The organism is Sphingobium sp. CR2-8 (assembly GCF_035818615.1).
Classification (GTDB): domain Bacteria; phylum Pseudomonadota; class Alphaproteobacteria; order Sphingomonadales; family Sphingomonadaceae; genus Sphingobium.
In genome coordinates, this window is the sequence record NZ_JAYKZY010000002.1 from 1,996,331 (window position 1) to 2,021,402 (window position 25,072).

Consider the following 25,072-nt stretch of genomic DNA (forward strand, 5'->3'; position numbering starts at 1 on the left):
GTTGCAGCCTGGCGTCATCACGCACCGTTATCCGCCTGACGGATAGGGTGCGGTGCTCAATTGCCCGCTCCCGGTCTTGTCATAGGCTTTTAACAACGCGGTGGGACTTGTCCCGTTTTGGCCGCGCTCCAACGGAGCCTTGATCCATGGCCCATGGCCTATCCGTCGGTATGTCCGGCGTCCCCTTCGTCGTTCACGACACCCAGCGCGGCTATGTGCCGGGGCGTTATGGCCAGCTGCATTATCGCCTGTCCCGTCCAGCGCAGGACAGCGCGCTGCCGCCTTTGCTGCTGCTGCACCAGAACCCGTCGTCCAGCCTGGAATATCGCCATCTGATCGACGCGATGCGCAGCGACCGCACGGTGCTGGCGTTCGATACGCCGGGTTATGGCATGTCCGATGCGCCGCCCGCGCCGGTCGGCATGGCGGATTATGCGGCCTGCTTCGCTGATGCGATCGATGCCCTCGCCCCCCTGTTGCCCGGCCCGTTCGATCTCTACGGCTATCATACCGGCACTTTGCTGGCGCTGGAACTGGCGCTGGCGGCGCCGCATCAGATACGCCGCCTGGTCCTGTCGGGCATTCCCATGCGGCCGCCCGAGGAACAGGCCGAGCGCTATCGCGCCGCGCAGGATTTCGCACCGCTTGACGAGGACGGCACAGTCGCGATCGACCTTGCAACCAAGCTTTGGGCTTATGTCGTGGCCGCGCGGCGGCCGGGCGTGACGCTCGACGAGGCGGCCGCCCTGTGGGTCGACAAGCTCAAACCCCTCGACCGTGCGGCCTGGGCCTATCTGGGCGTCTGGAGCTACGACTATCAGGCGCGCTTGCCGATGGTCGCCCATCCCGTCCTGCTGCTCCAGCCCGATGAGGAGATCGCCGCTGCATCAATCGCGGCGGCGGGCCTGATCCCGTCCGCACTGGTCGAGCGACTGGCCGGGTTCGACCGCGACATCTTCCACCTTCCCGACAGCGTCGCCGCGATCGCCGTGGCGATGCGTCGTTATCTCGATCACCCTCTTTCATCAGGAGTCCAAGCATGACCACTACCTTAGTTCGGGCGGAGATCGCCCATTCCGTCGTCGACGCCAGCTTCCTGGCGCGCGAAGTCGCCGAACGCTATCCGATCAAGGGGCCGGTCACCGGCCTGCTGCTCTATCGCGGCATGAACGACGTCTACATTATCCAGACCGCCGACACCCGCTACGCCCTGCGCGTATGGCGCAAGGATTATCGCGACGCGGACGAGGTCAGCTATGAACTGAACTTCCTCGACTATCTGCGGCAGCGCGGCTTCCCCGCCTCCACGCCGATCCACGCTCGCGACGGATCGCTCTATTTCAAGCTGGACGCGCCGGAGGGCGAGCGCGCGGTCGCCTTGTATGACTGGGCGGAAGGTACCAAGTTCGGCAACTGCCTGAACGTCGACACCGCGCATCGCATGGGCGCGCTGTTCGCCAAGATGCACCTGCTGGGCCTGGAATATGCCGGTCCCGACCATGTCTTCACCACGGACAATGCCGTGCGTTTCCAGGTGACCGTGCCCGCGCTGCTCGACTTCACCTATGACCGGCCCGACGACCGGCGCGATTATGAGATCATCGGTCGCACCCTGGCTGAGCGACTGCGCGAGATTCAGGGCGACGACGTGCCGATGGGCATCTGTCATTGCGATTTCCACCCCAGCAACATCCATGTCGCCGAAGACGGCAGCATGACCTTCCTAGACTTCGATGGTCTGGGCGAGGATTATATGATGCAGGACGTGCAGAATTTCGTCTGGGGCAACCTGTTCTACGGCTTCTCCCCTTCCTATGGCGAAGCGTTCGAGGCGGGCTACGACACCGTCCGTCCGTTCAGCGCGCGCGAAAAGGAAAGCAAGGAACTGTTCCTGCTGGCCAAGGCATTCCGCCTGGTTGCGGGCATGGCCCATTCGTCCAACGCCGTCGGTCGGGGGACTTTGCGCTTCCAGGGAATGGACTGGCTGTCCGACTATATCAAGTCGCGCGCCCGTCCGCTGGGCCTGCTGTAAGGGCATGAGCGGCATGATGGATGCGACGACCGCCCATGGCGTGGAAGACTATCGCCCCGCCCGCGCCTGGTGGGCGGTCGCCCTGCTGTTCGTCGCGTCCATCCTGTCGGTGGTCGACCGTGGCATATTGTCGATCGTGGTCGATGCGGTGAAAGCCGACATCGGCCTGAGCGACGTGCAGATCAGCCTGTTGCAGGGGTTGGCGTTCGGCCTGTTCTATGCGGTCGTGGGCGTGTGGTTGGGCTTCATCGCCGACCGCATGTCGCGCCGCAACCTCGTCGCGGCGGGCATCGCTCTTTGGAGCGTCGCCACCGCCGCCAGCGGCTTCACCCATAGTTTCGGCGCGTTGTTCCTGTGCCGCATCCTTGTGGGCCTTGGCGAGGCGGCGCTGGCGCCGGCCGCCATTTCGCTGATCGCCGACCTGTTTCCTTCGGCCAAGCGCGGCAGGGCGATCGGCGTCTATCTGATGGGGCAGTCGATCGCGCAGGGCCTGTCCTTCCTGATCGCCGGCATGGTGCTGAAACATGCCGGTGCCGACGGCTTTGCCGGGGTGCCCGTGCTGGACGGCCTTGCGCCCTGGCGCACCATGTTCGTGCTGTGCGGTCTGTCCGGCATTGTCGTGGTATTGGCTTGCCTGACCGTCCGCGAACCCAGGCGCAAGGGCGTCGCCGTCGCCGCCGACACCAGCCAGTTGCGCGGGGTCGCGCGCCATTTCAATGCGCATCGCCTGTCGCTGGCGTCGCTATACGGCGGCTTCGCGCTCTTCTTCCTCGGCTCCTACGCCGCATTCGGCTGGCAGGTCGTGATGCTGTCGCGGCGGTTCGCGGTCGATGCCGCCAGCGTCGCCGTCATGCTCAGCCCAGTATCGCTCGCCTTCGGGATCGCCGGGCCGCTGGTCGGCGGCGCGCTGGTCGATGCCGCCGTCAAGCGGGATGGCACGCGGGGCATATTGTCCCTGTTGCGCTTCGCCCCGCTGCTGGGCCTGCTTTTCTGCCTTTCGGTCGCCCTGCCATCGCTGTGGACCTGCGTCCTGCTGGTCGGCACGCTGGGCGGCGCGGCAGCGATCATGGGGACGATGACGCTGGCCTGGCTCCAGGCGACGATGCCCGCCGACATGCGTGGCGTCGCTGTATCCGCGACGGGGCTGCTGAACACCATCATCGGCGCGGCTTTGGGACCATTGCTGGTGGCGCTGCTGACCGACCGGCTTTTCGCCGATCCCACGATGGTCGGTCCGGCCATCGTTTATGTCGCGGTGCCGGCCTTCATCGCTTCGGCGCTGCTCTATACGGTGTGCCACCGCGTTACGCGCTGATGGCTATGGCATAAAAAGACCCGCCCTCTCCTATCGAGAGGGCGGGTCTTTTTACATCATACTGTGATCGTTACGCTCGGCCGGACGCGACGAACCAGCTGCGGAAGACGCCTTCACTGTCGGGACCGAAATGCAGGTTGGCGTCGCGCGCCGCGCCCATCGATGCGCGCTGGTAGCCGGTGCGAACCTCAGCGAAACCCGCCGTGCGCATCAGCGCCTCATAATCCGCCGTCAGTGCACCGCGCCAATAGGGCTCATTATTATAATCCGCCTCCAGCTCCGCCGACAATTCGTCCCAGAGCGAGCCGATCGTCATCAGCAGCGGCACTTCCAGATGCACCGCGACGCCGCCGGGCCGCAGCAGGCGACGGCTTTCCTTGAGGATGTTGATGACCGCCGACTGCGACGTTTCGTGCAGCACCGCACAGGTGTAGACGAGGTCGAAGCTGCCATCGGGGAAATCGGTGCTTTCCGCATTCTGCTGCGAATAATGGACCGCCACGCCCAGCCGTTCGGACCGGGCATGGGCATAGCGCAGCATCGACGCGCCGACGTCGACGCCATGCACCTCTGCGTCCGGGAAGCAGGCGGCGGCCGGCGCGGTGCTCGACCCCACGCCGCAGCCCAGTTCCACGATCCGCTTGGGATCGAGATCGGGATAGCAGGTCAGCACATGGGCCATCGCCGTCTGGCCGCGAAAGTCGTTGAGATAGCCGCCGTTGCGCCCCAACATGTAGATCGCGCCGCCACGGTCCATCAGCGCGCCCTGCGCCACCGATCCTTCACCGGGATCGGCTTCATAGCCGCCGGGCATCAGGTGAACGTCGCCATCGACCAGATAGCCGGGCGCGCGAAAATCAGGGTTGGTGCGGACCGATCCTTTGGGTTCGGCGATGGCGGCGCGCTGGGCCAGTTCACCGGCGCGGCGATCGAGGCTGTCGCCCACCACGTCCCACAGCAACCGCTGCGATTCGCGCCGCAGGCCCAGCCATTGACGGAAGCTGGGCCGCTCCATCATTTCGCTGCGCAGATTGCCGACCGGATCGTTGGTGGCGCGGACATCGACGGCGTCGGCGACCTGCATCGCCATCTCGCGTTGGACCGGCTCAAGATCGCCCATGACGAACAGCTTGAGGTCGCGCACGAACAGCTGTTCGGCCATTTCGTCGTGCGAAGGTTCGGGGATCATCGGGTGGGGTGCGTTCATGGCTCGCTCCTGGAGAGGCAAAGGATCAAACGGCTTGCTGGGCGGCAAGATCCGCCTCGCCCGCTTCGCGCAGCGCGCGAAACACGCGCGACAGGGTGCGGCGGCGTTGCGCCGCGCGCTCGACATCGGCTTCCGGCCCCGGGGTGAAAGCGTCGATGTCGGCCCGGCTGACGAGTCCCGCCGCTTCGGCGATACGCTCGAACGCGTCGAGTCTCGCCCGCAACACGGTGACTTCGCTGGTGAGCGCGACGATCATCGCCATCGTCTGTTCGTCGGCCTTGTCGAGGCCGGGGATCGGCATCAGCCTTTTGGTGGAGCGCGTCATAAAAATCCTGTTCGTCCTTTGCCATCGATCGTAGGCCGCAATCAGTCGGCCGCATCGAAAAATTCGCGCATGGCGGCCGCTTTGGCCGCCGCGTCCGACTCAACGGGTACGCTGCGGCCGTTGCGCAGCGATTCCAGCGCGGTGGTGATCGCCTTGTTCAAAACCGCCAGTTCCTTGGCCGCCCGGAGCAAGAGCACGGGCCGCTCGATCGCCTTCATCCGCTCGAAGGCGGGGTAGGTAAAGGCCGCCAGATAGGGCTTGTGATAAGTGCCGAGCGCCTTGAGCACATCGATCACCACATCGTTCAGCACGCTGGCCGGCGGAATGTCGCCGGGCAGCCGGTTTTCGGCACGACGGTCGAAATAGGGGAAATAGAGCGCCTGATCGCGCACGAAGTTGAAGGCCCAGACCAGATGCTGGCCATAATCATCCGGCGCGACCGTGGGGGCATAATTGTCCAATATGCGCTGACGCACGTCCGAATCATATTCGGTAATGCCGTCAAACACCGCGCGCCGCACCCTGTCCGGATAGGCGGCGGCCAGTTCGCACGCGATGCGCGCGCCGGTATGGCTGCCATAGACGTCGAAGCGATCGATCCCCATGGCATCGGCCAGCCGGATCATGCTGTTCGCGAAATAGCCGATATCGGGCGCATCGCCCACCGGTGCTGGCGAGTCGCCATTGCCGAGCGTGTCGGGCGCGATCACCATGCGGCGGCTGTCGGCCAGCGCCTGCATCAGCGGCACCATGAAGCGCGACGAGGCGGGAGAGGCATGCAGCAGCAGCACCGGCGGCTTGTCCGCGTCCGGCGCGTCGATGCGATGCAGATGCACCTGCCCTTCGGCAATGCGAACAAACGCCCTGTCCACCGGCTGGCTCACTGCAATGCTGCTCCCATTTCGTGCATGCTGACACAGTGCGACGCCGCAAAGCCTATCGCAGCCCTTCACACCCCGATTCCCGACAGGCGGATAGCGACGATGGCGCTTTCGGCGGGTCGGGCGATCAGGTCTATCCAGGACGGATCGGAAAAATGGCGAAGGAAACGGGACGCATCATGGCTTCCATCAGCGCGATCGGCTATCCGGGCGACGAGGCTCTGCGCATGGCTTTGCGGCATGGCGGCCCGATCAATCTGGACCGCGCGCGGGACGTGATGGCCCGGCACGGGCTGGACGGCATCGTCGTGGGGGACGCCATCAACGTCTTCCACATATTGGGCTATTGGCCGCAGATCGCCAATACCAAGCTTGGTCATCCGCCTACGACTTTCGCCCTGCTGCCCCGCGATCCGGCGCGGCCGACCGCCATCGTAACGTCGGATTTCATCTATTATTACAGCTTTGCCGATGGCGCGCTGCAACCGGCGCTCCAGCCGTTCCTGTTCGCCGATACCGACAATGACGGGACGGCGGAGGTCAATCTCCAGCCGATGTGGGGCTTTACCGACCGGCGCGAGCAGGCCGGGGGCGACGTGGAACAGCGGCGACGTGCCGGGATGGACGGCGTGGGCGCGACCCGCCGTTTCCGCAATGCGGGCGGCGCGCTGGCCGGAGCGATGCGCGAACTGGGCCTTTGGGACGGACGGATCGCGATCGATCATGACGTGATCGCCGCGGTATGCGATCGGCATGGTCGGCCCGGCACTTACGGTCCGGCCGACACCATCCTGCGCGAGATACGGATCATCAAGTCTCCGCTGGAGATCGCGCTGATGCGGCGCGCGGCCCAGGCCAATGCCGACGCCGTCGACGCGGTGATGGCCAGCGTGCGGGCGGGCGCTGGCTATGGCGAGTTGCGTCGCCAGTTTGCGATCGAAAGCGCGCGGCGCGACAATCAGGCGGTATTCATGACCGTCGATCGGGTATCGACCGAATTGATCGACGGCGATCATGTTCGCGACGGCCAGACCCTGTTCTTGGACGGCGTGGGGCACTTCCAGCATTATCATGGCGACTATGCGCGCACCGTCTTCGTGGGCGAACCGCTGGCCAGTGCGCGGCGGGCGGCGGGAGCGGTGGAAACCGGTTGGCAGGCGATCCGCGAAGCCTTGCGGCCCGGCATGCGCTATTCAGAAATTGTGGCGATCGGCGCTGACGCGGTGCGCAAGGCAGGCTTCGACCATCTGATCGGTTTCGGTCCGCATAGTGTGGGTCTGATGCATTCCGACGAGCCATCGCTCGACGGTGGCGGCTTCTACCGCAAGGACGATCTGGTGCTGCAACCCAATATGGTGCTGAGCGTCGATTGCCCCGTGGTCGAAACCGGACTGGGCGGATCGGCCCATGTCGAAGACCTGATGCTTATCACGGCCGATGGCGCCGAACCGATCCACAGCATTTCCGACCATCTGGTCACAGTCTGAACCGGGACACTGTTATGATCCTATCCACTTGCCTAGATTTGGCCGCCGACGTCGCCGGTCCCCAGTTGATGGCGCGCTTGCGCGCCGACCTTTCCGCCTGCAAGGCTGCGGGCGCCGATATGCTTTTGCTCGGGCGACAGGACGGCGCGCTGGTCGTGCCGGGTCGGCTGGACGCCCTGATCGGCGCGCCCAGCCTGGCGGGAGATGCGCAGGGTGTCGCGCTGGTCGCGGTGCTGCCGACGCTGTTCAGCCTGCCCTTCCATGTCGCGCGTGGTCTCTCCGCAGCCGATTTCCTGACGGGCGGCACGATGGGCTGGTTGCCCAGCGCGGTCACGACATCGCTGCGCACGACCGGCTTCGGCGCGGAATATGCGATCGACGCAAGCGACATCCCGGCCAAAGCCGCCGACATGGTGCGCGCGACACAAGCCTTGTGGGACAGCTGGGACGGCGACGCTTTGGTGATCGACAAGGCAACGGGCCGTTACCTGGACACGAGCCGGGTGCGGCGCGTGGATTATCGCGGCACCCATTTCGATGTGATGGGACCGCTCAACGCCGCGCGCCCTCCGCAAGGCTATCCGGTACTGGTCGCTGATGAACAGGACGCCATCCTGCGCGCGCCGGACTATCGGCCCGACCTGTTGCTGGTCGGCGGCGACGATGCAGTCGGCACTTCTTCAGCGATCGCCGCCTGGCGCGAGCGGGGTTTTAGCGGGCGCATCCTGGCGAAGGTGGCGAGCGCTGTCGTGGCAGGCGCCTGTCCCATCGATCAGGCCGGCGCCATCATCGGCGCCGACGGCTTCCATGTCATCGCCGCCGACGCGCCATCCGCCCTTGCGGCGCTGCGTCCGTCCGGCACACCGCCGACCGGCGCGACCCTGCGAGAGCGCCTTTCGCTGGCCGTCCCGGCTACGCCCCATAGCGCGAACAGGAGCATCGCAGCATGAGCAAACCCGCGCGCGAATTGCATATCTGGGCTTTCTTACAAGGCATCGGTTTCTATCCCGGCGGCTGGCGCCATCCACTGGCGCAGCCCCGCTCGGTATTCGACCGGGCCTATTATGAGGATGTCGCCCGCCTCGCCGAACGGGGCCGCTTCGACGCCATCGTCTTTGGCGACCAGTTGCAGGGACGCGACGCGGCCGGGCGCACGCCCGAACGGCTGGCGATTCCGACGCTGGACCCCTTCACTCTTTTGTCGGCCATGGGCGCTGTGACGGAGCGGGTCGGGCTGGTTGCCACCGTTTCCACGACCTACAATGCGCCGATGGGCGTGGCCGAACGCTTCGCCAGCCTGGATCTGGCCAGCAGCGGCCGGGCGGGCTGGAACATCGTCACCACCGCCCATCCCAATGCGGCACCCAATTTCGGCGAACGCGACCTGATGGAAAAAGGTCTGCGCTATCGCCGCGCCGAAGAGTTCGTGAACGTCACGACGCAATTATGGGATGCCGTGGATGATCCGGCGCGTCCGATCGTTCGCCACAAAGGCGAATGGTTCGATGTCGAAGGGCAACTCGACACACCCTATGTTCCGCAGGGCCGACCCGTGCTGGTGCAAGCCGGTCAGTCGGGCGACGGGCGCGATTTCGCCGCACGTACCGCAGAGGCGATCTTCTGCCCCGCCGCCACGTTGGAAGCGGGCCAGGCGTTCCGCGACGATATTCGCGAACGCGTGGCGCGCGCCGGACGTGATCCCGATGGCGTCAAGATCATGCCCGGCCTCGCCTTCGTCCTGGCGGACACCGAAGAGGCGGCGCAGCGCAAGGAGCGCGAACTGCTGGAAATGGCGGACGATGGCCTGTGCATCGAATATCTGAGCGAATCCATCGGCTACGACCTGACCCGTCACGCGGCGTCGGACCTGATCCCGATCGATACCATCGTCGCCGAATGCGAATTCCCGGCCGAGGACATTCGGCGGATGCTGACCCCAGGCGTCGAACGCGGCCAAACGATCGCCGATTATTGCCGTGGCTATGCGCGCCAGCCGCGCGGCCATGCCATCTTTGTCGGCACGGCCGAACAGTTGGCCGACCGCATGGGCCATTGGATCGATGAAGGCGGGTGCGACGGCTTCACCCTGCAACCTGGGTTCATGCCGGAGGAATTGCGCCTGTTCGTCGATCATACCGTGCCGCTGCTTCAGCAGCGCGGCCTGCTGCGCACCGACTATGAAGGGACCACGCTGCGTAATCATCTGGGCCTGTCGACCCGCAGATAATCGCGGCGATTCATACGCGCCTATCTTATATCCGGCCCCGTCATCAACCCGATGTCGGGGCCGGTTGCGTCATGGCAATGTTACGCGATCATGACGCGCTGTACGAGCCGATACCTGTGTCCGCGTGGCGGAGAATCAGGGGATGCAAATTGCCGCCAGCCTGCCTTTCCTAAAGTCTTGCCTCACGTCCAACGGATATATGGGACAGGTCAAAAACCTGCATCTCATATGCGGGAACAGATGTGCAAAGACATGTCGGCCCGAGCAGGAATCATGGACGCGACGGGCGCGAAGCAATGGCTAGCGCGATTAGGTATCGAATACGGCATCAGGACAAATTTGGTGCATTCATAATTTTCGATTTTCTATTCGTATTCCATAAGGGGAAGGCAATGATTGAGATGGGGAAGAAGTCGGTCATCCGAGCTACGATGTGCTCGGCCATGGCACTGATGTGCGCGACGACACCACTGCAGGCACAGGTGGCCGCTGACGCCCCCGAAGCCGGTGAGATTGTCGTTACCGCGCGCAAGCGGTCCGAAGACGTGCTGAAGACGCCTGTCGCCGTGTCGGTCGTGACCAGCGAGGACATTGCCAAGAAGGGCATCGCGTCGGTCGCCGATCTGGCCGCCAACACCCCCGGCATGAACGTCAACAACAATAGTTCGGGCCGGGCCGATCGCTCCTTCCAGCAGATCATCGTCCGCGGCTTCACGCCCTCGACATCGCTGTCGACAACGGTATCGACCTTCATCGATGGCGCGCCGGTATCGTCGCCGACCGCCTTCAGCTCGATCACCGACCCGGCGCGTATTGAAGTCCTCAAAGGCCCGCAGAGCGCCTATTTCGGCCGTAACACCTTTGCCGGCGCGGTCAATGTGGTGAACAAGGAACCGACCGGCGAATGGCACGGGTCGATCCTGGCCATGGGCGGCACGCGCAGCAATTATCGTTTCCATGCCGACCTTGAAGGGCCGATCTTTGGCGAAGCCCTTACCTTCCGCATCGGCGCCGACAAGTTCGCCAAGGACGGATCCTACACCAACAAATATAATGGCAGCCGGAACGGTCCGGTCAAGACCAACACGCTGGGCGACCAATCCAGCAAGAGCATCAACGCCCTGATCGTCGCAAAGCCGGTCACCGGCCTGACCATCAAGGCATTCGGCCTCTATTCGGAGGATCATGACGGTCCAGCGGCACAGGGGCTGATCGCGGCCTATGGCCTGACCGACAAGAACGGCAGGACGGTCGTGACCAACCAATCCAACTGCACGATCAGCGGCGTGCAGTCCGGGACCGTCGGATCGGCGGGCGCCAGCATTCGGGTCAACCGTCCGTTCATCTGCGGCGTTACGCCCAAGCTGAGCGCCACCGGTCCGGCGATCAACAACGAACTGACCCCCAACATCAAGAGCTGGCTCGCCAAATCGACCGGCCGCATCCTTGATGGCGATGAAGGCGTGCAGAATTTCGGCCTTTACCGCAAATTCTACCATCTGCATCTGGCCGCCGACTATGAAATTGGCGACACCGGCCTGACGCTGTCGTCGATCACGTCGATGAACCGCGAACTCTACAGCACGCTGGTGGATCTGGACAATTGGGGTTCCGATCAGGTCAACTTCGCCACTCCGGCAGCGACGGCAACAGCGGCAGCGGCTGGCGTCAACTATTGGAACTTCCCGTTCCTGATCGAACGCAAGAATAGCGACTTCTCGCAGGAAGGCCGTCTGTCCTTCGACAATGGCGGCCCGCTGCGCGCAACGATCGGCGCCAGCTATCTGAACAACTGGGTCACGAGCGACCTGGGCGGCAATGCCGGTGTGCTGACCAATGTCGTCGCCAGCACGGCAGGCAAGACCCAGTCGCGGACCAAGGGCGCCTTCTTTGCCCTGTCCTATAAATTCTTCGACAAGCTGACGATCAACGCCGAAGGCCGTTACCAGATCGACAAGCTCTATGCCTATGCCCAGCCGACCGGTCTGAATGTCACCAACGCCGCGATCGCCCCTCCAGGCTTCTACGCTTTTGGCGACAAATTGCTGAGCGGCACCTACAAGAATTTCCTGCCCCGCCTCATCGCCCAATATGACTTTGATCGAAACACGATGGTCTATGCTTCCTGGGCCAAGGGCGTGAACCCGGGCGGGTTCAATACCAGCTTCCTCACTGCGCCAACCGCAACGGTCAACGCGGCCATCGCCGCTGGCATCGGCGTTTCGGTCAAGCCTGAGAAGGTCACCAACTACGAGATCGGCATCAAGGGCAAGCTGCTCGACGGTCGAATTCGCTACGCGCTGGACGGCTATTTCGCCAAATGGAAGGACCAGATCAACTCGATCGCCCTTGCTATTCTGGACCCCAACACGGGTACGCCCCAGCTGGTCCAGGGTACGGCGAACACCGGCAGCGTGGACATGAAGGGCATCGAGTTCGAGGGCAGCTTCGCCGTCAACGACCTCATCACCCTGAATGGCGCAGGCTCGCTCAACGACTCCAAGCTGAACGACTATGTCTCGCCGACGGTCAGCCAGTTGTCGGGCATTTTCGACTATAGCGGCAATGAGATGCCCAACACGTCGAAATGGTCGGCGAGCGCCGGCATCCAGTTTGGCGGCGACATTCGCGGTCAGGACGCCTCGACCTGGTTCGCCCGTGCGGACTATGTCTATAAGTCAGGCGTCTATTCCAACGCGGCTAACATCGTTCGCACGCCCAAATTCTATAATGTGAACTTGCGGACCGGGGTGACCATCGGCGCATTCTCGCTGGAAGCGTTCGTCAACAACGCGCTCAACAACGATGCCTATACCTCGATCGGCGACCAGTTCCTGTTCACGCCGAGCTTCCAATATACCAGCACCTTCTCTGCGGTGATCGTGGGTCTGCGTGAAAAGCGGACTGCCGGTGTGCAGGCGAAGTTTAAGTTCTAAGATATAAGCATAATCGCAGGAGGACGGGCGCGGTTGCGAAAGCAGCCGCGCCCTTTCCTTTGTTTGTTGAAGCCTTGCCGGACGAGATGTCGCATCGTTTGGCGCGACCGGCCTGTTCCGGCGAGACGAAAAAGGGGAGAACCGGACCACCGGCTCTCCCCCTTTTTCATGCAGGCAAACGCCTTATCGAGGTTCAGGGTTTACGCGTGAATGCAGGGATTTTGATACTGCGATTAAGGACCATGCTCGTCGCGTCGCGCCCGATGCTAAACGTCACTGCTTGCCCACCGATCTTCCAGACCCGGGCGTCAGCATCGAAATGGCCGATCAGCCGGGGATCCACCACCACTGTCACCGTACGGCGCTCGCCTGGATCGAGTTTCACCCGTTCGAAACCTACCAGTCGGCGGATCGACTTGCCATCAGCGTCGGCAACGGCGGCATAAGCCTGGGGCACGTCGATCCCGGCGCGCTTCCCGACATTCTGTACGGTGAAACGCAATGTCGGCTGCGCACCGCCCTTCACCGTCAGACCGGAATAGGTGAAGCGACTGTAGGACAGTCCATGACCGAAGGCAAAAAGCGGCACTTCCCCCTTCTGCTCGAACCAGCGATAGCCCACATCCGCACCCTCGGCATAATCGACCGGGAAGCCCTCCACCCCGCCGCTGATGTCGATGGTCGTCGCACCCTGCGTCGGCGGCTTGCTAGCTTCGGCTATCATCGCCGCCTTGACGTTCGCCAGACCCGGTATGTCCGGGCGCGGTTGCTGCCGGTCATGCGCAGGAAAGCTGAGCGGGAGGCGGCCTGAAGCATCGACTTCGCCCAGCAGCATACGGGCGATGGCTTCGCCGCCGCGATCGCCGGGATACCAGGCTTCGACTACTGCCGCGACCTGGCCCAGCCACGGCATCAGCACCGCGCCCCCGGTTTGCAGGACGACGGTCGTGCGCGGGTTGGCGACGGCGACGGCCTTGATGAGCGCGTCCTGATTGCCGGGCAGCGCCAGCGTTTCGATGTCCAGCGCCTCGGTGCGCCATTGTTCGGCAAAGACCAGCACAGCGTCGGCCCCCTGCGCGGCGGCAGCGGCAGCGGCGATGTCCTGGCCATCCAGATAGATCACATCGGCCTGCGGCAGGCGCGCGCGGATCGCGGCGAGCGGGGCGTTGCCCTGATAGGTCGTCTTGATGAAACTCAAATTCTTCGGCCCGTTAGGGATCGGCACGCGCAGTGGCGATCCGCTGACCGCCTGCACCTGCGACGATCCGCCGCCCGACAGAACGCCGATATCGGCATGGCCGCCGATGACGACGATTTTCTTGGCGTTACGGGCGAGCGGGAGCGTATCGCGGTCGTTCTTCAGCAGCACGATCCCCGCTTCGGCCGCGCGCTGGGCTACGACGGCGTGGGCGGCATAGTCGATCGGTTGCGGCGTGGTAGGTGCCGGACGATCGACGATCCCGCTGGCGAACATCGTGCGCAGGATGCGGCGAACCTTCGTATCGATGGTCGGCAGCGAGATATCCCCCGCTTCGACGGCGGTCTTCAGCGCAGGGCCGAAATAGACGGCCTTGTCCAGCTCCTGTCCCGACTGCTGATCCAACCCGGCCTTGGCGGCCTTGACCGTCGAATGAACCGCGCCCCAATCCGACATGACGAAGCCTGGATAGTTCCAGTCGCGGCGCAGCACGTCAGTCAACAGAAACGGGTTCTCACAAGCCCAATCGCCATTCACCTTGTTATAGGCGCACATGACGGAACCGGGTTGGCCGCGTTCGATCGCGATCTGGAAGGCGAGCAGGTCGCTTTCGCGTAGCGCGGCTTCGCCGATACGCGCGTCGAGAACATAGCGGCCGCTTTCCTGCGAATTGAGCGCGAAATGCTTCACCGTGGCGATGATGTTGTTGGACTGGATGCCGCGGATGCTTTCGCCACCCATGACGCCGCTGAGCAACACATCCTCGCCGAAATATTCGAAGTTGCGGCCGCCCCAGGCGTCGCGCGTCAGATTGACGCCACCGGCCAGCAGCACGTTGAAACCCTTCGCCCGCGCCTCTGCACCGATCATCGCACCGCCCGCATGGGCGATGGCGGGATCGAAACTTGCGCCGATCGCCAGCGCCGACGGCAGGGCCGTGGCGACATCGCCCGGCCGCATCGATCCGCCGTTGCCGACGCCCAGGCCACCATCACTTTCATATAATTCGGGTACGCCCAGACGCGCGACGCCCGGCACATAGCCCGCGCCGATGCGCTTTTCGTCCGGCCGCGTCTTGCGCAAGACCGACCCGAAATTGCCGTGCAGCATCGCGATCTTTTCATCGAGCGTCATCTGCTTCAGCGCCGCCTCGGCGCGCTGATCGGGCGTCTGCCCCACCTCCTGCGCATGCGCGGACGCGAACAGCAGCGCGCCGAGCGCACAGGACGACACCAAGCGAGGGATCATGCCAGCCATGGCCAGTCTCCGAAATATCAGGATGAAAGGAGCGCGCCTCAAACGGCGCGCGAAAGGCTCGAACGACCCATGATGATCGCACCGCTGAAATTGAGAAGAGCGGGCAGCAGGCCGAAGGCGATCATGACGCCCGTCAACGCGCTGGTCGATTGCGGCAGTCCGGCAACCGCGCGCGCCGCGTCGAAGCCGAAGCCCGACAGGATAAGCCCGGTCAACAGGGTGCCGCCCAGCGCGAACGCGATCTTGTCGGCCGCGATCCACACGGCGGAATAGAGACCGGCATGGCGCTCATCTTCCGCCGAAATATCCGCGACAAGCGAAAAGCCGAGCATCGCCCAGCCCGAATTGCCGATGGCGGACGCGAAGGAGAAGAACAGCGCCGCCGCCGCGCCCCAATGCGCGCCCAACGCCCATAGCCCGTAGAAAGCGCCATGGATGATCGCACCAGCGGCATAGCAGCGCGGCTTGCCGAAACGCGCCGCGGCTGCGACCCAGATCGGCTGGGCGACCACGATCCCGGCGCAAGCGGTCAGGACCAAGCCGCCGATCAGCGTCAGCGCATCCGTTCGCGCCATATTGTAGGACAGGAAATAGAGCATCGAGGCATAGGACATGCCCTGCCCGATCAGTTGCAGCAGATTAGCCGAGAGCAGTACGGAGAAGCGCCGGTGCGACAGCACCGTCATCGCTTCCCGCACGGTCAACCGAATGCGCGGCGCGGAAGGCGGGGCATTGCGTTGTATTCGAGCAGCGCGGCTAGCGCCGAAAAAGGCGCAAAGCAAGGCGACCGGACAGATCACGGCCAGCACCAGCGCCATGGATTCATAGGCCGCCTGCCCGCCGCCCCAATGCTGGACCAGCGCGGGCGCCAATCCGCCCGACACCATGACGCCAACGGCAGTGAAGACCAACCGCCACGCCATCAGGACGTTGCGTTCCCGTGGCGATGCGGTGAGTTCGCCCGCCAGCGCCAGATAGGGCACTGAAAAACTGGCGAAGACGATCATGTAGAGGCTGAACGTGGCAGCGACATAGGCGATGCGCAGGCTGGTGGAGCCTTCGGGCACATGGAACAGCAGCAGCATGGCGACCGGGGCGCCCAGCGCGCCCGCCAGCAGCCACCAGCGTCGGTGGATGCGTCTTTGCCAGCGATCGGACAGGACACCCACGGCGATGTCGCTGCCGATGCCCCAGATCATCTTGGGCACGAAGATCGCCGCTCCGGCAACGGCGGGCTGGATACCCAGCACCGTCGTCATGAAAAATAACAGCAGGAGCGAAGGCAGATCGCGGAACACCTGCCCCGCAACCTGTCCTGCGCCATAGGCCAGCTGGCCGCCAAGGCCGAGCGCGTTTTCGCTTTTCCCGGCAGGTGTGATCCCCTCAATGGCGGCCGCGCCGGTCATCGTGCGCCCGGACCGGCTGTAGGTGCGGCGGGTGGCTGCGGCGGCGACCAGCCGGCGGGCACGGGCGCGGGCTTTTGTTCGCGCGCGTAGTTTTCGAGGCTGGACAGGGACGGGCCGTAATCGGTCGTGGGCGCGGACAGCCATTTGGGGTCCATTGCCCGCGCTGTGGCCACCAGATCGGCGGGCAGCGATTCGATGGACGGCATGGTGCCGAAGCTGGTCAGGTAGCTGATATGGCCCGGCGCCTGGCCCATCAGCATCCATGGCAGCCAGGGGGTAATGCGTTGCCATGCGCCGACATGCGGCAGATGCGTCAAACGGGGGTTGAGCACGTCGGCGCGCTTGACCGAATAGATGAACTGTTCCGACACGCGGTTCATGACGCCCGAGCTTTCGCGCGGCCATTTGTCCGGCTGGAGCGCGTTGGGATACATCATGTCGATGCCGGTCTGGCACACCAGCGTATCGTCCGGTCCGGTGCTCCAGTCGAGCAGGAACGGCTTGCGGACAGGCGCGCCCTTCTGCAACCCGCCATAAGATGGCGGTTCTGGCACGAATTCGCTGATGGTGAAGTTGAACGGATCGTTGGCGATCGGAACGACCCGAACGTCTTCATTGGTGTAGGGATTGCGCCAGGTCTTCAGAATTTCGCCGCTTTCCAGATCGCGATAGAAGACGATCTCGCGCAGCATCCGTCGCCATCCGCCGTCTTCCAGCTTCTTGACGCGCACGACGCTGAACCCTTCGACGCCGAACAGCGGCCGGACCTTTTCATTGTCGCGCACGCCCCATGCCTTGCCCTTGAGCCAGCCGATCTTCTCCTTCGACGGATCGAGATCGCCGTCCAGGCGGGCATAGGTGTCGCGATTCCAGATGGGATCCTTGAAATCGATTTTCGTCACGAACGAAGGCACTGAGTTTGCCGCGGCAGCGACGCGCGGTGCGGCGATTGCACCGGCAGCGACAGCCGCCAGACCTAAGCCTTGGCGGCGCGTGATTCCATCCATTGTCATGGTCTATATTCCCCTACTCACATGAAACGATCCGGGCAGAAAAGCCCGCTATTTGCGACTGATTTCAATGCCATCGCGCCGCCCGATCCGCGCATCCAGCTTGCGTCGGGCGGGCTGCAACCGGTTGCCGAACGCCTGCATGAACAAAGCGGACAGTTGGGCGGCATCCGCTATTTCACGAAATTTGGGCGGGCCGGGACGATCGGGTTCGCAGATCGCACCGCCGAAATAATGGTCGACCCCGTCTAGAACCATCGCATAGCGATTCCCGCCCGGCGCCGCTGCATCATAAGCCGCCAGATGTCCGCGCCATCCCTCGCCGGTCTGATCCATACCCGGCAGGAAGTCGGCGGTCCCGCTCTGGACTAGCGCGGGCACCGCCAAGGCCCCATAGCCTGCCGCCGTGATCAGAACCGGAATGGGCGCGGGCGGCGAGAAGGCGACGACCGCCATGACCGAAGGATCACGCAAGGGCGCTTTTACGCCATCCGGCACCACCGCTTCCGCGCCGCCCAAGGTAAGAGCGGTCAGCCCGCCATAGCTGTGGCCCGCCGCGATATAGGGTCCACCGATATGACGCGACACCGCGCGCATATCCTCGATCCGCGCTTTCCAACTCGCCAGTCCCTTGAATTCGGCGGTGCGGGGATGGTTGGTTAAATCCACATGAAGCGGCGCGAACACTGCATAGCCTGCCTCGACCCACGGGCCGATCAACCGATCATATTTCCAAGGCGCGGATGCAGCGCCATGGGAAAAGGCGATCGTGCCGATCGGCCGACCGCGCGGCGTCCAGTGCCAAAGCGGGATCGCCCTGCCATCCGGGCCATCCAGCGTCAACTGTCTGGCCGTAGCGGTCGACGCCGCAATCGCGGGATGCGCATAAGCGAGACTGGCGATGGTTGCCGCCAAAATCTCGCGCCGGGAACGGTCGAAGCTCATGATCGGCAACCTATCCGGGCGACGCACCGGCCATAGTGGCAAGCGGCGCTTGTCCGGCAGGCGACCACTGCTTGCGGCCGCGCCCTTAAGCCAGCCCTGTCGGTTCGCTCAGGTCGCGGCTGATGGCCGCCGCGTAGGATGTCAGCACCGGCAGATACTTCTCCAGCGCGGCATCGATTTTCATGGCGGTCACGAAAAACACCATCGTCATCGCCGCTTCGAACACGCCGTCGCAGAAAATCGGCACGGCGATGGAACTGGTCTTGCCAGGCGTGCGGTTGAAATGATTGCGACCCTGGACGGCAAAGCCATTCTGCCGGATTTTCGCCACGTCCAGACTAGCCTCTGCCGTGCTCAGATAATCAAGGTCGATATCCTGCGACACGCGCATCCAGTTGAGGATCATTTCGCGGTCCTCATCCGGTGCGAAGGCGAGCGACAATTTGCCAGACGCACTGTCCAGGATCGGCAAGGTGAAGCCGGGATAGTAATTTTCGAACGTGAGCGACGTGTTCGCGTGGGTGCTGTCGCGCAGCATCATGCGGCGGCCCACGCGAATGGCGATCGAAATCGGCCAGCCCACCTCCTGCGTCAGCGCCAAGATATGCGGGCGGGCGATGTTGACGAGATGGTCGCCATGCTGGAAACCCTGCGCCAATGTCTGGACCATGGCGGTGGCGCGATAGCGTTTACGCGATGGCTCCTGTTCGATCAGACCTTCATATAATAAGGTCTGCACGATCCGGCATGCGGTGGGATAAGGCACTTTGGATGCGCGAGAAATTTCCATCATGGAAAGCGAGCCATGCTGATTGATGGCCCGCAACGCTGAAATGGACCGGCTGATAGACCGGATAGGGACACCCTTTTCCATATATGCGACTCCCGTATGACATTTCCGTTGCAGATAAGGGATCATGAAATTCTCATAGATCGGATAGTGCGGCAACGTTTATCCGCCTGTCGGATAGATTGTCTCTTTGTCGCCGCCTTATGGAACCAACAGCGTTGTTCGCCTGCCGAAGCTCTGCAACGCATGGCGTGAGGGTGGCGGGCTGTCCGTCTAGCTGTTGCAGTCTCCACCGCGATCTCCGCCCCATCTGCAAGGACATGATCATGCTGCACATTTCCCGCCCGGCCCTACGCCCCGATACAGAGGCCTTCCTTGCGCGACGCGGTGCGGGCAGCGGCTTGCTGATCGACGGCAGCTGGCGGGACGCCCAAGGGAGCGGCACGCTCGCTACGCTGGACCCCGCAACCGGCAAGGAACTGGCGCGAATCAGCGATGCGTCGACCGCCGACGTCGATGAAGCCGTGTCGGCCGCGCGCAAGGCGCTGCCGGGGTGGCGGGCCACCACGCCCGTCGCGCGCGCACGCATCCTCTGGGCCATCGCCGACCTGATCGAAGCGCATATCGACGAACTGGCGGAACTGGAGACGCTGGATCAGGGCAAACCCCTGTTCGTAGGCCGTTGGGCGGAGATCCCCGGCGCCGTGAACCAGTTTCGCTTCTTTGCAGGACAGGCGATGGCGATCGAGGGGCAGACGCTCAACAGTTCGATCGACTATCAGCCGCAGGGCAAGCAGGTGTCGACCTGGACCGTGCGCGAGTTGGTGGGCGTGGTCGCCGCCATCGTGCCATGGAACTCCCCGCTGGTGCTGACCGCGATGAAACTGGCCCCGGCGCTGGCCGCAGGCTGTACCCTTGTGCTCAAGCCTGCGGAAGACACGTCGCTGACCGCGCTGCGGCTGGGCGAACTGATGATGGAGGCGGGCCTGCCTGCGGGCGTGCTCAACATCGTCACCGGCCTTGGCGCCACCACCGGCGCGGCGCTGTCCACCTACAGGGGCGTCGACAAAATCGCCTTCACGGGTTCCACCGCCACGGGCCGCGCGATCCTCGACGCGGCCAAGATCGATTTCAAGCGCGTGACGCTGGAACTGGGCGGCAAATCCCCCACCATCGTCATGCCCGACGCCGACCTCAGCCTCGCCATTCCCGGGGTCGCCAACGCGATCTTCTTCAATGGCGGCCAGGTGTGCATCGCCGGATCGCGCCTTTACGTGCATAGCAGCATCCGGGATCAGGTGATCGAGGGTGTCGCCGCCTATGCAAAAGGCCTGGCGTTGGGCCATGGCCTGGATGCGGCGACGCAGATGGGGCCGCTGGTGTCGGCCCGCCATGCCGAACGGGTGGCGGGCTTCATCGACGGCGCCCGCGCGGACGGGGCGAGCATCGTGACGGGCGGCGAGCGCTTGGGCGACGCAGGTACATTCATCACCCCCACCCTCGTTACCGATGTCCGCCCCGACATGGCGATCGTGCAGGAAGAAGTGTTCGGCCCCGTGCTGGTCGCCCAAAGCTTCGACGACACGGACGAAGTGATCGCGGCGGCCAACGACAGCCAATATGGCCTGGCCGCCAGCGTGTGGACCGAATTGCTCTCGACGGCACACCGTATGAGCAGCGCGATCCATGCCGGGACCGTCTGGATCAACTGCCACGCCATGTATGACGCCACCTTGCCGATCGGCGGCATCAAGCAATCCGGTTGGGGACGCGACAGCGGACGGCAAGCGCTCGACAGCTATCTGGAGTGGAAGACCGTCTGCGCCGTCATCTGAACCCCGGCGACTAGAGTCCCATCTTCGGCCCGCGCACCTCCTACAGGGGCGCGGGCCGTTGCGTTCTTGCGTCAAATCGCCCCGCCTGCTCGCATGGCGGTCAAATATCGCCGGACACTGGCTCCGCCCCTGACAATGCAGTCGGTTGTGCTCAGGCGATGGTCCCACGGGACCGCGACGATTTCGGTAATCCGGCCTCACGGTATAGCGCTGCATCCTTGTCATGGATGACGCCCCTATCCGGTGGCCGCTTGATATGGGGTGCTTATGGCCTATCGGTTGGGCGTTGACGTGGGCGGGACATTCACGGACCTGCTGCTGTTCGAAGAGGAAAGCGGCGCGTTCTGGCGGCACAAGACGCCATCGACCCCGCATGACAGTTCCGAAGGCATCCTCAATGGCGTCACCGCCATTTGCGGAAAGGCGGACATCACGCCAGCCGACATCGAGATCTTCCTGCACGGCACCACCGTCGCGACGAACGCCATCCTGGAAGGCAAAGGCGCGCGCGTCGGCCTGATCGTGACGGAAGGCTATCGCCAGATCATGCAGATCGCACGCAGCTTCGTCCCCGGCGGCCTGGCGGGCTGGATCGTATGGCCCAAGCCCGTCCCTCTCGCCGCGCTGGAGGACACGTTCGAGATCAAGGGGCGCATGGACGCGAAGGGCAACGAACTGCGCCCGATCGACGATGCCGACATTCGCGCCGTGTTGGAAGCGCTGAAGGCGCGCGGCGTCGAAGCGCTGACCGTCAGCCTGGTCAACGGCTATATCAACGGCGCGCATGAAAAGCGGGTGGGCGAACTGGCGGCCGAAATCCTGCCCGATATTCCGATCTCGCTCAGCCATATCGTCCTGCCGGAAATGCAGGAATATGAGCGGACCCTGACCACGGTCGCCAACGCATCGGTGCGTCCGGTCGTCAGCCGCTATGTCCGCAACCTGCGCGACCGCCTGCGTGACTCCGGCATGGCGGGTCAGTTGTCGCTGCTGCGGTCCGACGGCGGCCTCATGTCGTCGGAAAGCTCGGAAGAACAACCGGTTGCGCTGCTCATGTCCGGCCCGGCAGGCGGCGTCACCGGCGCGCTTTGGGTCGGCAAGAATGCGGGCATCCGCAATATTCTGACCCTAGACGTCGGCGGCACATCGACCGACGTGGCGCTGATCGAAAATCTGGAAGCGCGCCGCGTTCGCACGACGGAGGTGGGCCATCTGTCGGTCCGCGCCTCCGCCCTGGACGTCAAGACCGTGGGCGCGGGCGGCGGGTCGATCGCCTATGTGCCCGAACTGACCAAGGCGCTGCGTGTCGGTCCGCAATCGGCGGGCGCGGTGCCCGGTCCCGTCGCCTATGGCAAGGGCGGCACGCTGCCCACCGTGACCGACGCCAACGTCGTGCTGGGCTATCTGCCCGAAGCGCTGCTGGGTGGCACGTTCAAGCTGGACAAGGCCGGTTCGGAAAAGGCGGTACAGACCATCGCCGACGCGCTGGGCATCGGCCTTTACGAAGCCGCGCGCGGCATCATCGACATCGTGAACGAGAATATGTTCGGCGCGCTGCGCATGATCTCGGTGCAGCAAGGCTATGACCCCCGCGATTTCGCGCTCATGGGCTTTGGTGGGGCCGGTCCGATCCACGTTAACGCGGTCGCCCGCCTGATGGGCAGCTGGCCCGCCGTATCGCCGGTATCACCCGGCGTGCTGTGTGCGCTGGGCGACGCCACGACCCAGATGCGCGCGGAAACCGCCCGCTCCTTCTCCCGCCGGTTCAGCGAGACGCAGGAATCCGAAGTCCGCACCATCCTGGACGAGATGGCAGCGCAGACCCGCGAAGCCCTGATCGCGGACGGCGTGCCGGAATCGGAAATCAGCAGCCTGTTCGAAATCGACGTGCGTTATGAAGGCCAGGCCTTCGAAGTGCCACTGTCGATCGATCCGGAAACGCTGGCGAAGGACGGCTTGGCTGGCATCACCGCACGGTTCGACGCGGAGCATAAGCGGCTGTTCACCTTCAACATGGACTCCGCGCACGAACTGGTGAACCTGCGCGCCGTGGCGTTGGGTCAGGCGCTCGACCTGCCGGCCGCCGAACTGCCGGTCGGCAATGGCGACCCGATCGACGCTAAGATTCGCGATCACCAGCTCTGGATCGACGGGGAAATCCGGCCTGCCGTTATCTACGATCGCGCCAAGCTGCGCCAGGGCGACATCATCCCCGGCCCGGCCATCGTCACCGAGATGGACTCCACCACGCTGATCGAGGCGGATTGCACCGCCACCGTCGACCGCGTCGGCAACATCCTCATCAACCCGACCACCCAGGCCTGAAGGATTTAGCGATGCCTGCAACCATCATTCAGAGCAACGACGCCCCCTTCAACCCGGGTCGCATCGACCCGGTCACGCTGGAGGTGATCGAGAACGCCCTGCGCAACGCCCGCGTCGAAATGGACGCCACATTGGTGCGGACCGCCATGTCGCCGGGTATCCGCGAACAGGGCGACGCCTTCCCCCTGATCGCCGATCACAAGGGGCGCATGATCGTGGGCCAGTTCGGCTCCTATATCGGCCCGTTCCTGGAAGGGTTCGAAGGCACGATCGAGGATGGCGACATGATCATGCTGTCCGATCCCTATTCGGTCGGCGGCGCGATCAGCCATTGCAACGACTGGCTCGTCCTGCTGCCCGTTTTCAAGGATGGGCGCCTGATCGCCTATACCTCCATGTTCGGGCATCAGTCCGACATCGGCGGCAAGGTGGCCGGTTCCATGCCGATCGACGCCACCTCGATCTTCCAGGAAGGCGTGCGCATTCCGCCGATCAAAATCTATCGGCGCGGCGAATATAATGCCGATCTGATCAAGCTGATCATGACCCAGGTCCGCACCCCCGAATGGTGCTCGGCGGATTTGAACGCGCTGATCGCTTCCTGCCGCGTGGCTGCGCGCCGGGTGGTGGAAATGGCCGAACGCTTCGGCGACGATGTGTTCGTATCGGCGACCGACGAACTGCTCGCCCGCAACTATCGCGCGATGAAGCATCTGATCGCCACGTCGGTGGGTGAGGAACCGGTCAGCTTCCAGGATTATATCTGCGACGACGGCATGGGTTACGGCCCCTACCGCATCCGCTGCACCATGCGGCGCGAAGGCGAGCGGGTGATCCTGGATTTCGACGGCACCGATCCGCAAAGCCCGGCATCCATCAACTTCTTCCTCAACGAAAACATGCTCAAGATGTTCTTCGGCATCTACATGATCATGGTGTTCGATCCGCAGATCCTGTTCAACGACGGGTTCTACGAACTGATCGACGTCCGTATTCCCCAAGGGTCGCTGCTCAAGCCCGATTTCCCCGCCGCCCTGTCGGGCCGCACCCATGCGCTGGGCCGCATCTTCGACATTTTGGGCGGACTGCTGGGTCAGAAGACGCCGGAATTCCTGAACGCCGCCGGCTTCTCGTCCTCGCCGCATCTCTTCTATTCGGGCACGGACAGGAACGGCAAATATTTCCAGCTGTTCCAGATCGGCTTCGGCGGCATTCCGGGCCGACCGCTGGGTGACGGGCCGGACGGCCATTCGCTCTGGCCGGGCTTCACCAATGTGCCCAACGAGTTTCTGGAGCGTTACTTTCCGCTGGTCATCGAAAATTACGAGACCGTCGCGGATTCGGGCGGCGCCGGGCTGCATCGGGGCGGAAACGGCATCAAAATGTCCTACCGCTTCCTGGAACCCGGCGCGATCGCCATCCATGACGACCGCTGGTTCGTGCCGCCATGGGGCGTCAATGGCGGCCATCCGGGCGCCCGCGCGCGCAAGATCCTGGAAAAGCCCGATGGCACCCAGACGATCTTGGGCAACAAGCTGGAGGATTTCGAGGTCGAGGCAGGCGATATCCTCCATTTCATCACCTGGGGCGGCGGCGGCTGGGGCGATCCGCTCAAGCGCGACCCGGCACTGGTGGCGAAGGAAGTCCGCCAGGGCCTGGTGACGGTGCAGGGCGCGCGCGTCTACGGCGTCGTCATCGTCGATGGCGAGGTGGACGAAGGGGCAACCGCTGCCCTGCGTTCCAGCATGGTCGCGTCCAACCTGCGCGATCCCGACATGCTGTTCGACTTCGGACCGGACATCGAAAAGCTGCGCGCCAACTGCGAAGCGGAAACCGGCCTCCCCGCGCCGCGCCAGCGCCTGTGGGCCGTTCCCGAAGCCATCGCGGCGGAGTGAT

At 64.0% G+C, this 25,072-nt stretch carries 18 protein-coding genes; 10 read left to right on the forward strand and 8 right to left on the reverse strand.

From position 1 onward, the window contains the following. Positions 1 to 146: 146 nt before the first annotated feature. Genes U5A82_RS13665 through U5A82_RS13675 form a run of 3 tightly spaced genes read left to right on the forward strand, consistent with a single transcriptional unit; the run spans position 147 to position 3,347 of the window. On the forward strand, positions 147 to 1,043 hold the full coding sequence (locus U5A82_RS13665; protein WP_326291400.1) for an alpha/beta fold hydrolase: 897 nt from the start codon (positions 147 to 149) through the stop codon (positions 1,041 to 1,043). Then, entirely contained in the window at positions 1,040 to 2,032 is a 993-nt protein-coding gene (locus U5A82_RS13670; RefSeq protein WP_326291401.1) for a phosphotransferase enzyme family protein, read from the forward strand. The genes U5A82_RS13665 and U5A82_RS13670 overlap by 4 nt, the downstream gene beginning before the upstream one ends. 4 nt (positions 2,033 to 2,036) lie before the next feature. Further along, complete coding sequence (locus tag U5A82_RS13675) at positions 2,037 to 3,347, forward strand: MFS transporter (RefSeq protein ID WP_326291402.1); 1,311 nt, start codon at positions 2,037 to 2,039, stop codon at positions 3,345 to 3,347. Positions 3,348 to 3,417: 70 nt separating this feature from the next. On the opposite strand, the gene U5A82_RS13680 is transcribed toward U5A82_RS13675, so the two are convergent. The 3 genes from U5A82_RS13680 to U5A82_RS13690 are packed head-to-tail and all read right to left on the reverse strand — an operon-like array spanning position 3,418 to position 5,763. Further along, on the reverse strand, positions 3,418 to 4,554 hold the full coding sequence (locus U5A82_RS13680) for a class I SAM-dependent methyltransferase (RefSeq protein WP_326291403.1): 1,137 nt from the start codon (positions 4,552 to 4,554) through the stop codon (positions 3,418 to 3,420). A 25-nt stretch (positions 4,555 to 4,579) separates the two neighbouring features. Next, positions 4,580 to 4,879 (reverse strand): hypothetical protein, encoded by a 300-nt coding sequence (locus tag U5A82_RS13685; RefSeq protein ID WP_326291404.1) that lies wholly within the window; start codon positions 4,877 to 4,879, stop codon positions 4,580 to 4,582. 41 nt (positions 4,880 to 4,920) lie between these two features. Continuing rightward, positions 4,921 to 5,763, reverse strand: coding sequence for an alpha/beta hydrolase (locus U5A82_RS13690; protein ID WP_326291405.1), 843 nt, complete (start codon positions 5,761 to 5,763; stop codon positions 4,921 to 4,923). A gap of 176 nt (positions 5,764 to 5,939) precedes the next feature. On the opposite strand from U5A82_RS13690, the gene U5A82_RS13695 reads away from it, so the two are divergent. The 4 genes from U5A82_RS13695 to U5A82_RS13710 all read left to right on the forward strand — a co-directional run bounded on the left by U5A82_RS13695 (position 5,940) and on the right by U5A82_RS13710 (position 12,410). Further along, entirely contained in the window at positions 5,940 to 7,247 is a 1,308-nt protein-coding gene (locus U5A82_RS13695) for a M24 family metallopeptidase (RefSeq protein WP_326291406.1), read from the forward strand. 14 nt (positions 7,248 to 7,261) lie between these two features. Then, positions 7,262 to 8,197 carry an LLM class oxidoreductase gene (locus tag U5A82_RS13700; RefSeq protein ID WP_326291407.1) on the forward strand — a complete coding sequence of 312 codons (936 nt, stop codon included), beginning with the start codon at positions 7,262 to 7,264 and terminating at the stop codon, positions 8,195 to 8,197. Further along, positions 8,194 to 9,474, forward strand: coding sequence for an NtaA/DmoA family FMN-dependent monooxygenase (locus tag U5A82_RS13705; RefSeq protein WP_326291408.1), 1,281 nt, complete (start codon positions 8,194 to 8,196; stop codon positions 9,472 to 9,474). Before U5A82_RS13700 ends, U5A82_RS13705 begins: the two co-directional genes overlap by 4 nt. Before the next feature lie 392 nt (positions 9,475 to 9,866). Next, positions 9,867 to 12,410, forward strand: coding sequence for a TonB-dependent receptor (locus U5A82_RS13710; protein ID WP_326291409.1), 2,544 nt, complete (start codon positions 9,867 to 9,869; stop codon positions 12,408 to 12,410). A 193-nt stretch (positions 12,411 to 12,603) separates the two neighbouring features. Here U5A82_RS13710 and U5A82_RS13715 read toward each other — a convergent pair whose 3' ends face one another. The 5 genes from U5A82_RS13715 to U5A82_RS13735 all read right to left on the reverse strand — a co-directional run bounded on the left by U5A82_RS13715 (position 12,604) and on the right by U5A82_RS13735 (position 19,145). Then, positions 12,604 to 14,856, reverse strand: a complete 2,253-nt coding sequence (locus U5A82_RS13715) for a beta-glucosidase family protein (RefSeq protein WP_442802213.1) — start codon at positions 14,854 to 14,856, stop codon at positions 12,604 to 12,606. 47 nt (positions 14,857 to 14,903) lie between these two features. Further along, positions 14,904 to 16,271 (reverse strand): MFS transporter, encoded by a 1,368-nt coding sequence (locus U5A82_RS13720; protein ID WP_326291411.1) that lies wholly within the window; start codon positions 16,269 to 16,271, stop codon positions 14,904 to 14,906. After that, a complete protein-coding gene (locus U5A82_RS13725) occupies positions 16,268 to 17,173 on the reverse strand; it encodes a DUF1838 family protein (RefSeq protein WP_326291412.1) in 906 nt (301 codons plus the stop codon). Before U5A82_RS13725 ends, U5A82_RS13720 begins: the two co-directional genes overlap by 4 nt. A 159-nt stretch (positions 17,174 to 17,332) precedes the next feature. After that, positions 17,333 to 18,226 carry an alpha/beta hydrolase family protein gene (locus U5A82_RS13730; RefSeq protein ID WP_326291413.1) on the reverse strand — a complete coding sequence of 298 codons (894 nt, stop codon included), beginning with the start codon at positions 18,224 to 18,226 and terminating at the stop codon, positions 17,333 to 17,335. Positions 18,227 to 18,311: 85 nt separating this feature from the next. Further along, positions 18,312 to 19,145 carry an IclR family transcriptional regulator domain-containing protein gene (locus U5A82_RS13735; protein ID WP_326291414.1) on the reverse strand — a complete coding sequence of 278 codons (834 nt, stop codon included), beginning with the start codon at positions 19,143 to 19,145 and terminating at the stop codon, positions 18,312 to 18,314. A 197-nt stretch (positions 19,146 to 19,342) separates the two neighbouring features. Here U5A82_RS13735 and U5A82_RS13740 point away from each other — a divergent pair, with 197 nt between their 5' ends. The 3 genes from U5A82_RS13740 (at position 19,343) to U5A82_RS13750 (ending at position 25,071) form a co-directional block, all read left to right on the forward strand. Continuing rightward, positions 19,343 to 20,851, forward strand: a complete 1,509-nt coding sequence (locus U5A82_RS13740) for an aldehyde dehydrogenase family protein (protein WP_326291415.1) — start codon at positions 19,343 to 19,345, stop codon at positions 20,849 to 20,851. Positions 20,852 to 21,118: 267 nt separating this feature from the next. Next, positions 21,119 to 23,176, forward strand: coding sequence for a hydantoinase/oxoprolinase family protein (locus U5A82_RS13745; protein ID WP_326291416.1), 2,058 nt, complete (start codon positions 21,119 to 21,121; stop codon positions 23,174 to 23,176). Positions 23,177 to 23,187: 11 nt separating this feature from the next. Then, the gene (locus U5A82_RS13750) at positions 23,188 to 25,071 is read left to right on the forward strand and encodes a hydantoinase B/oxoprolinase family protein (protein ID WP_326291417.1); all 1,884 of its coding nucleotides are present in this window, start codon (positions 23,188 to 23,190) and stop codon (positions 25,069 to 25,071) included. The last annotated feature ends 1 nt before the right edge of the window (position 25,072 follow it).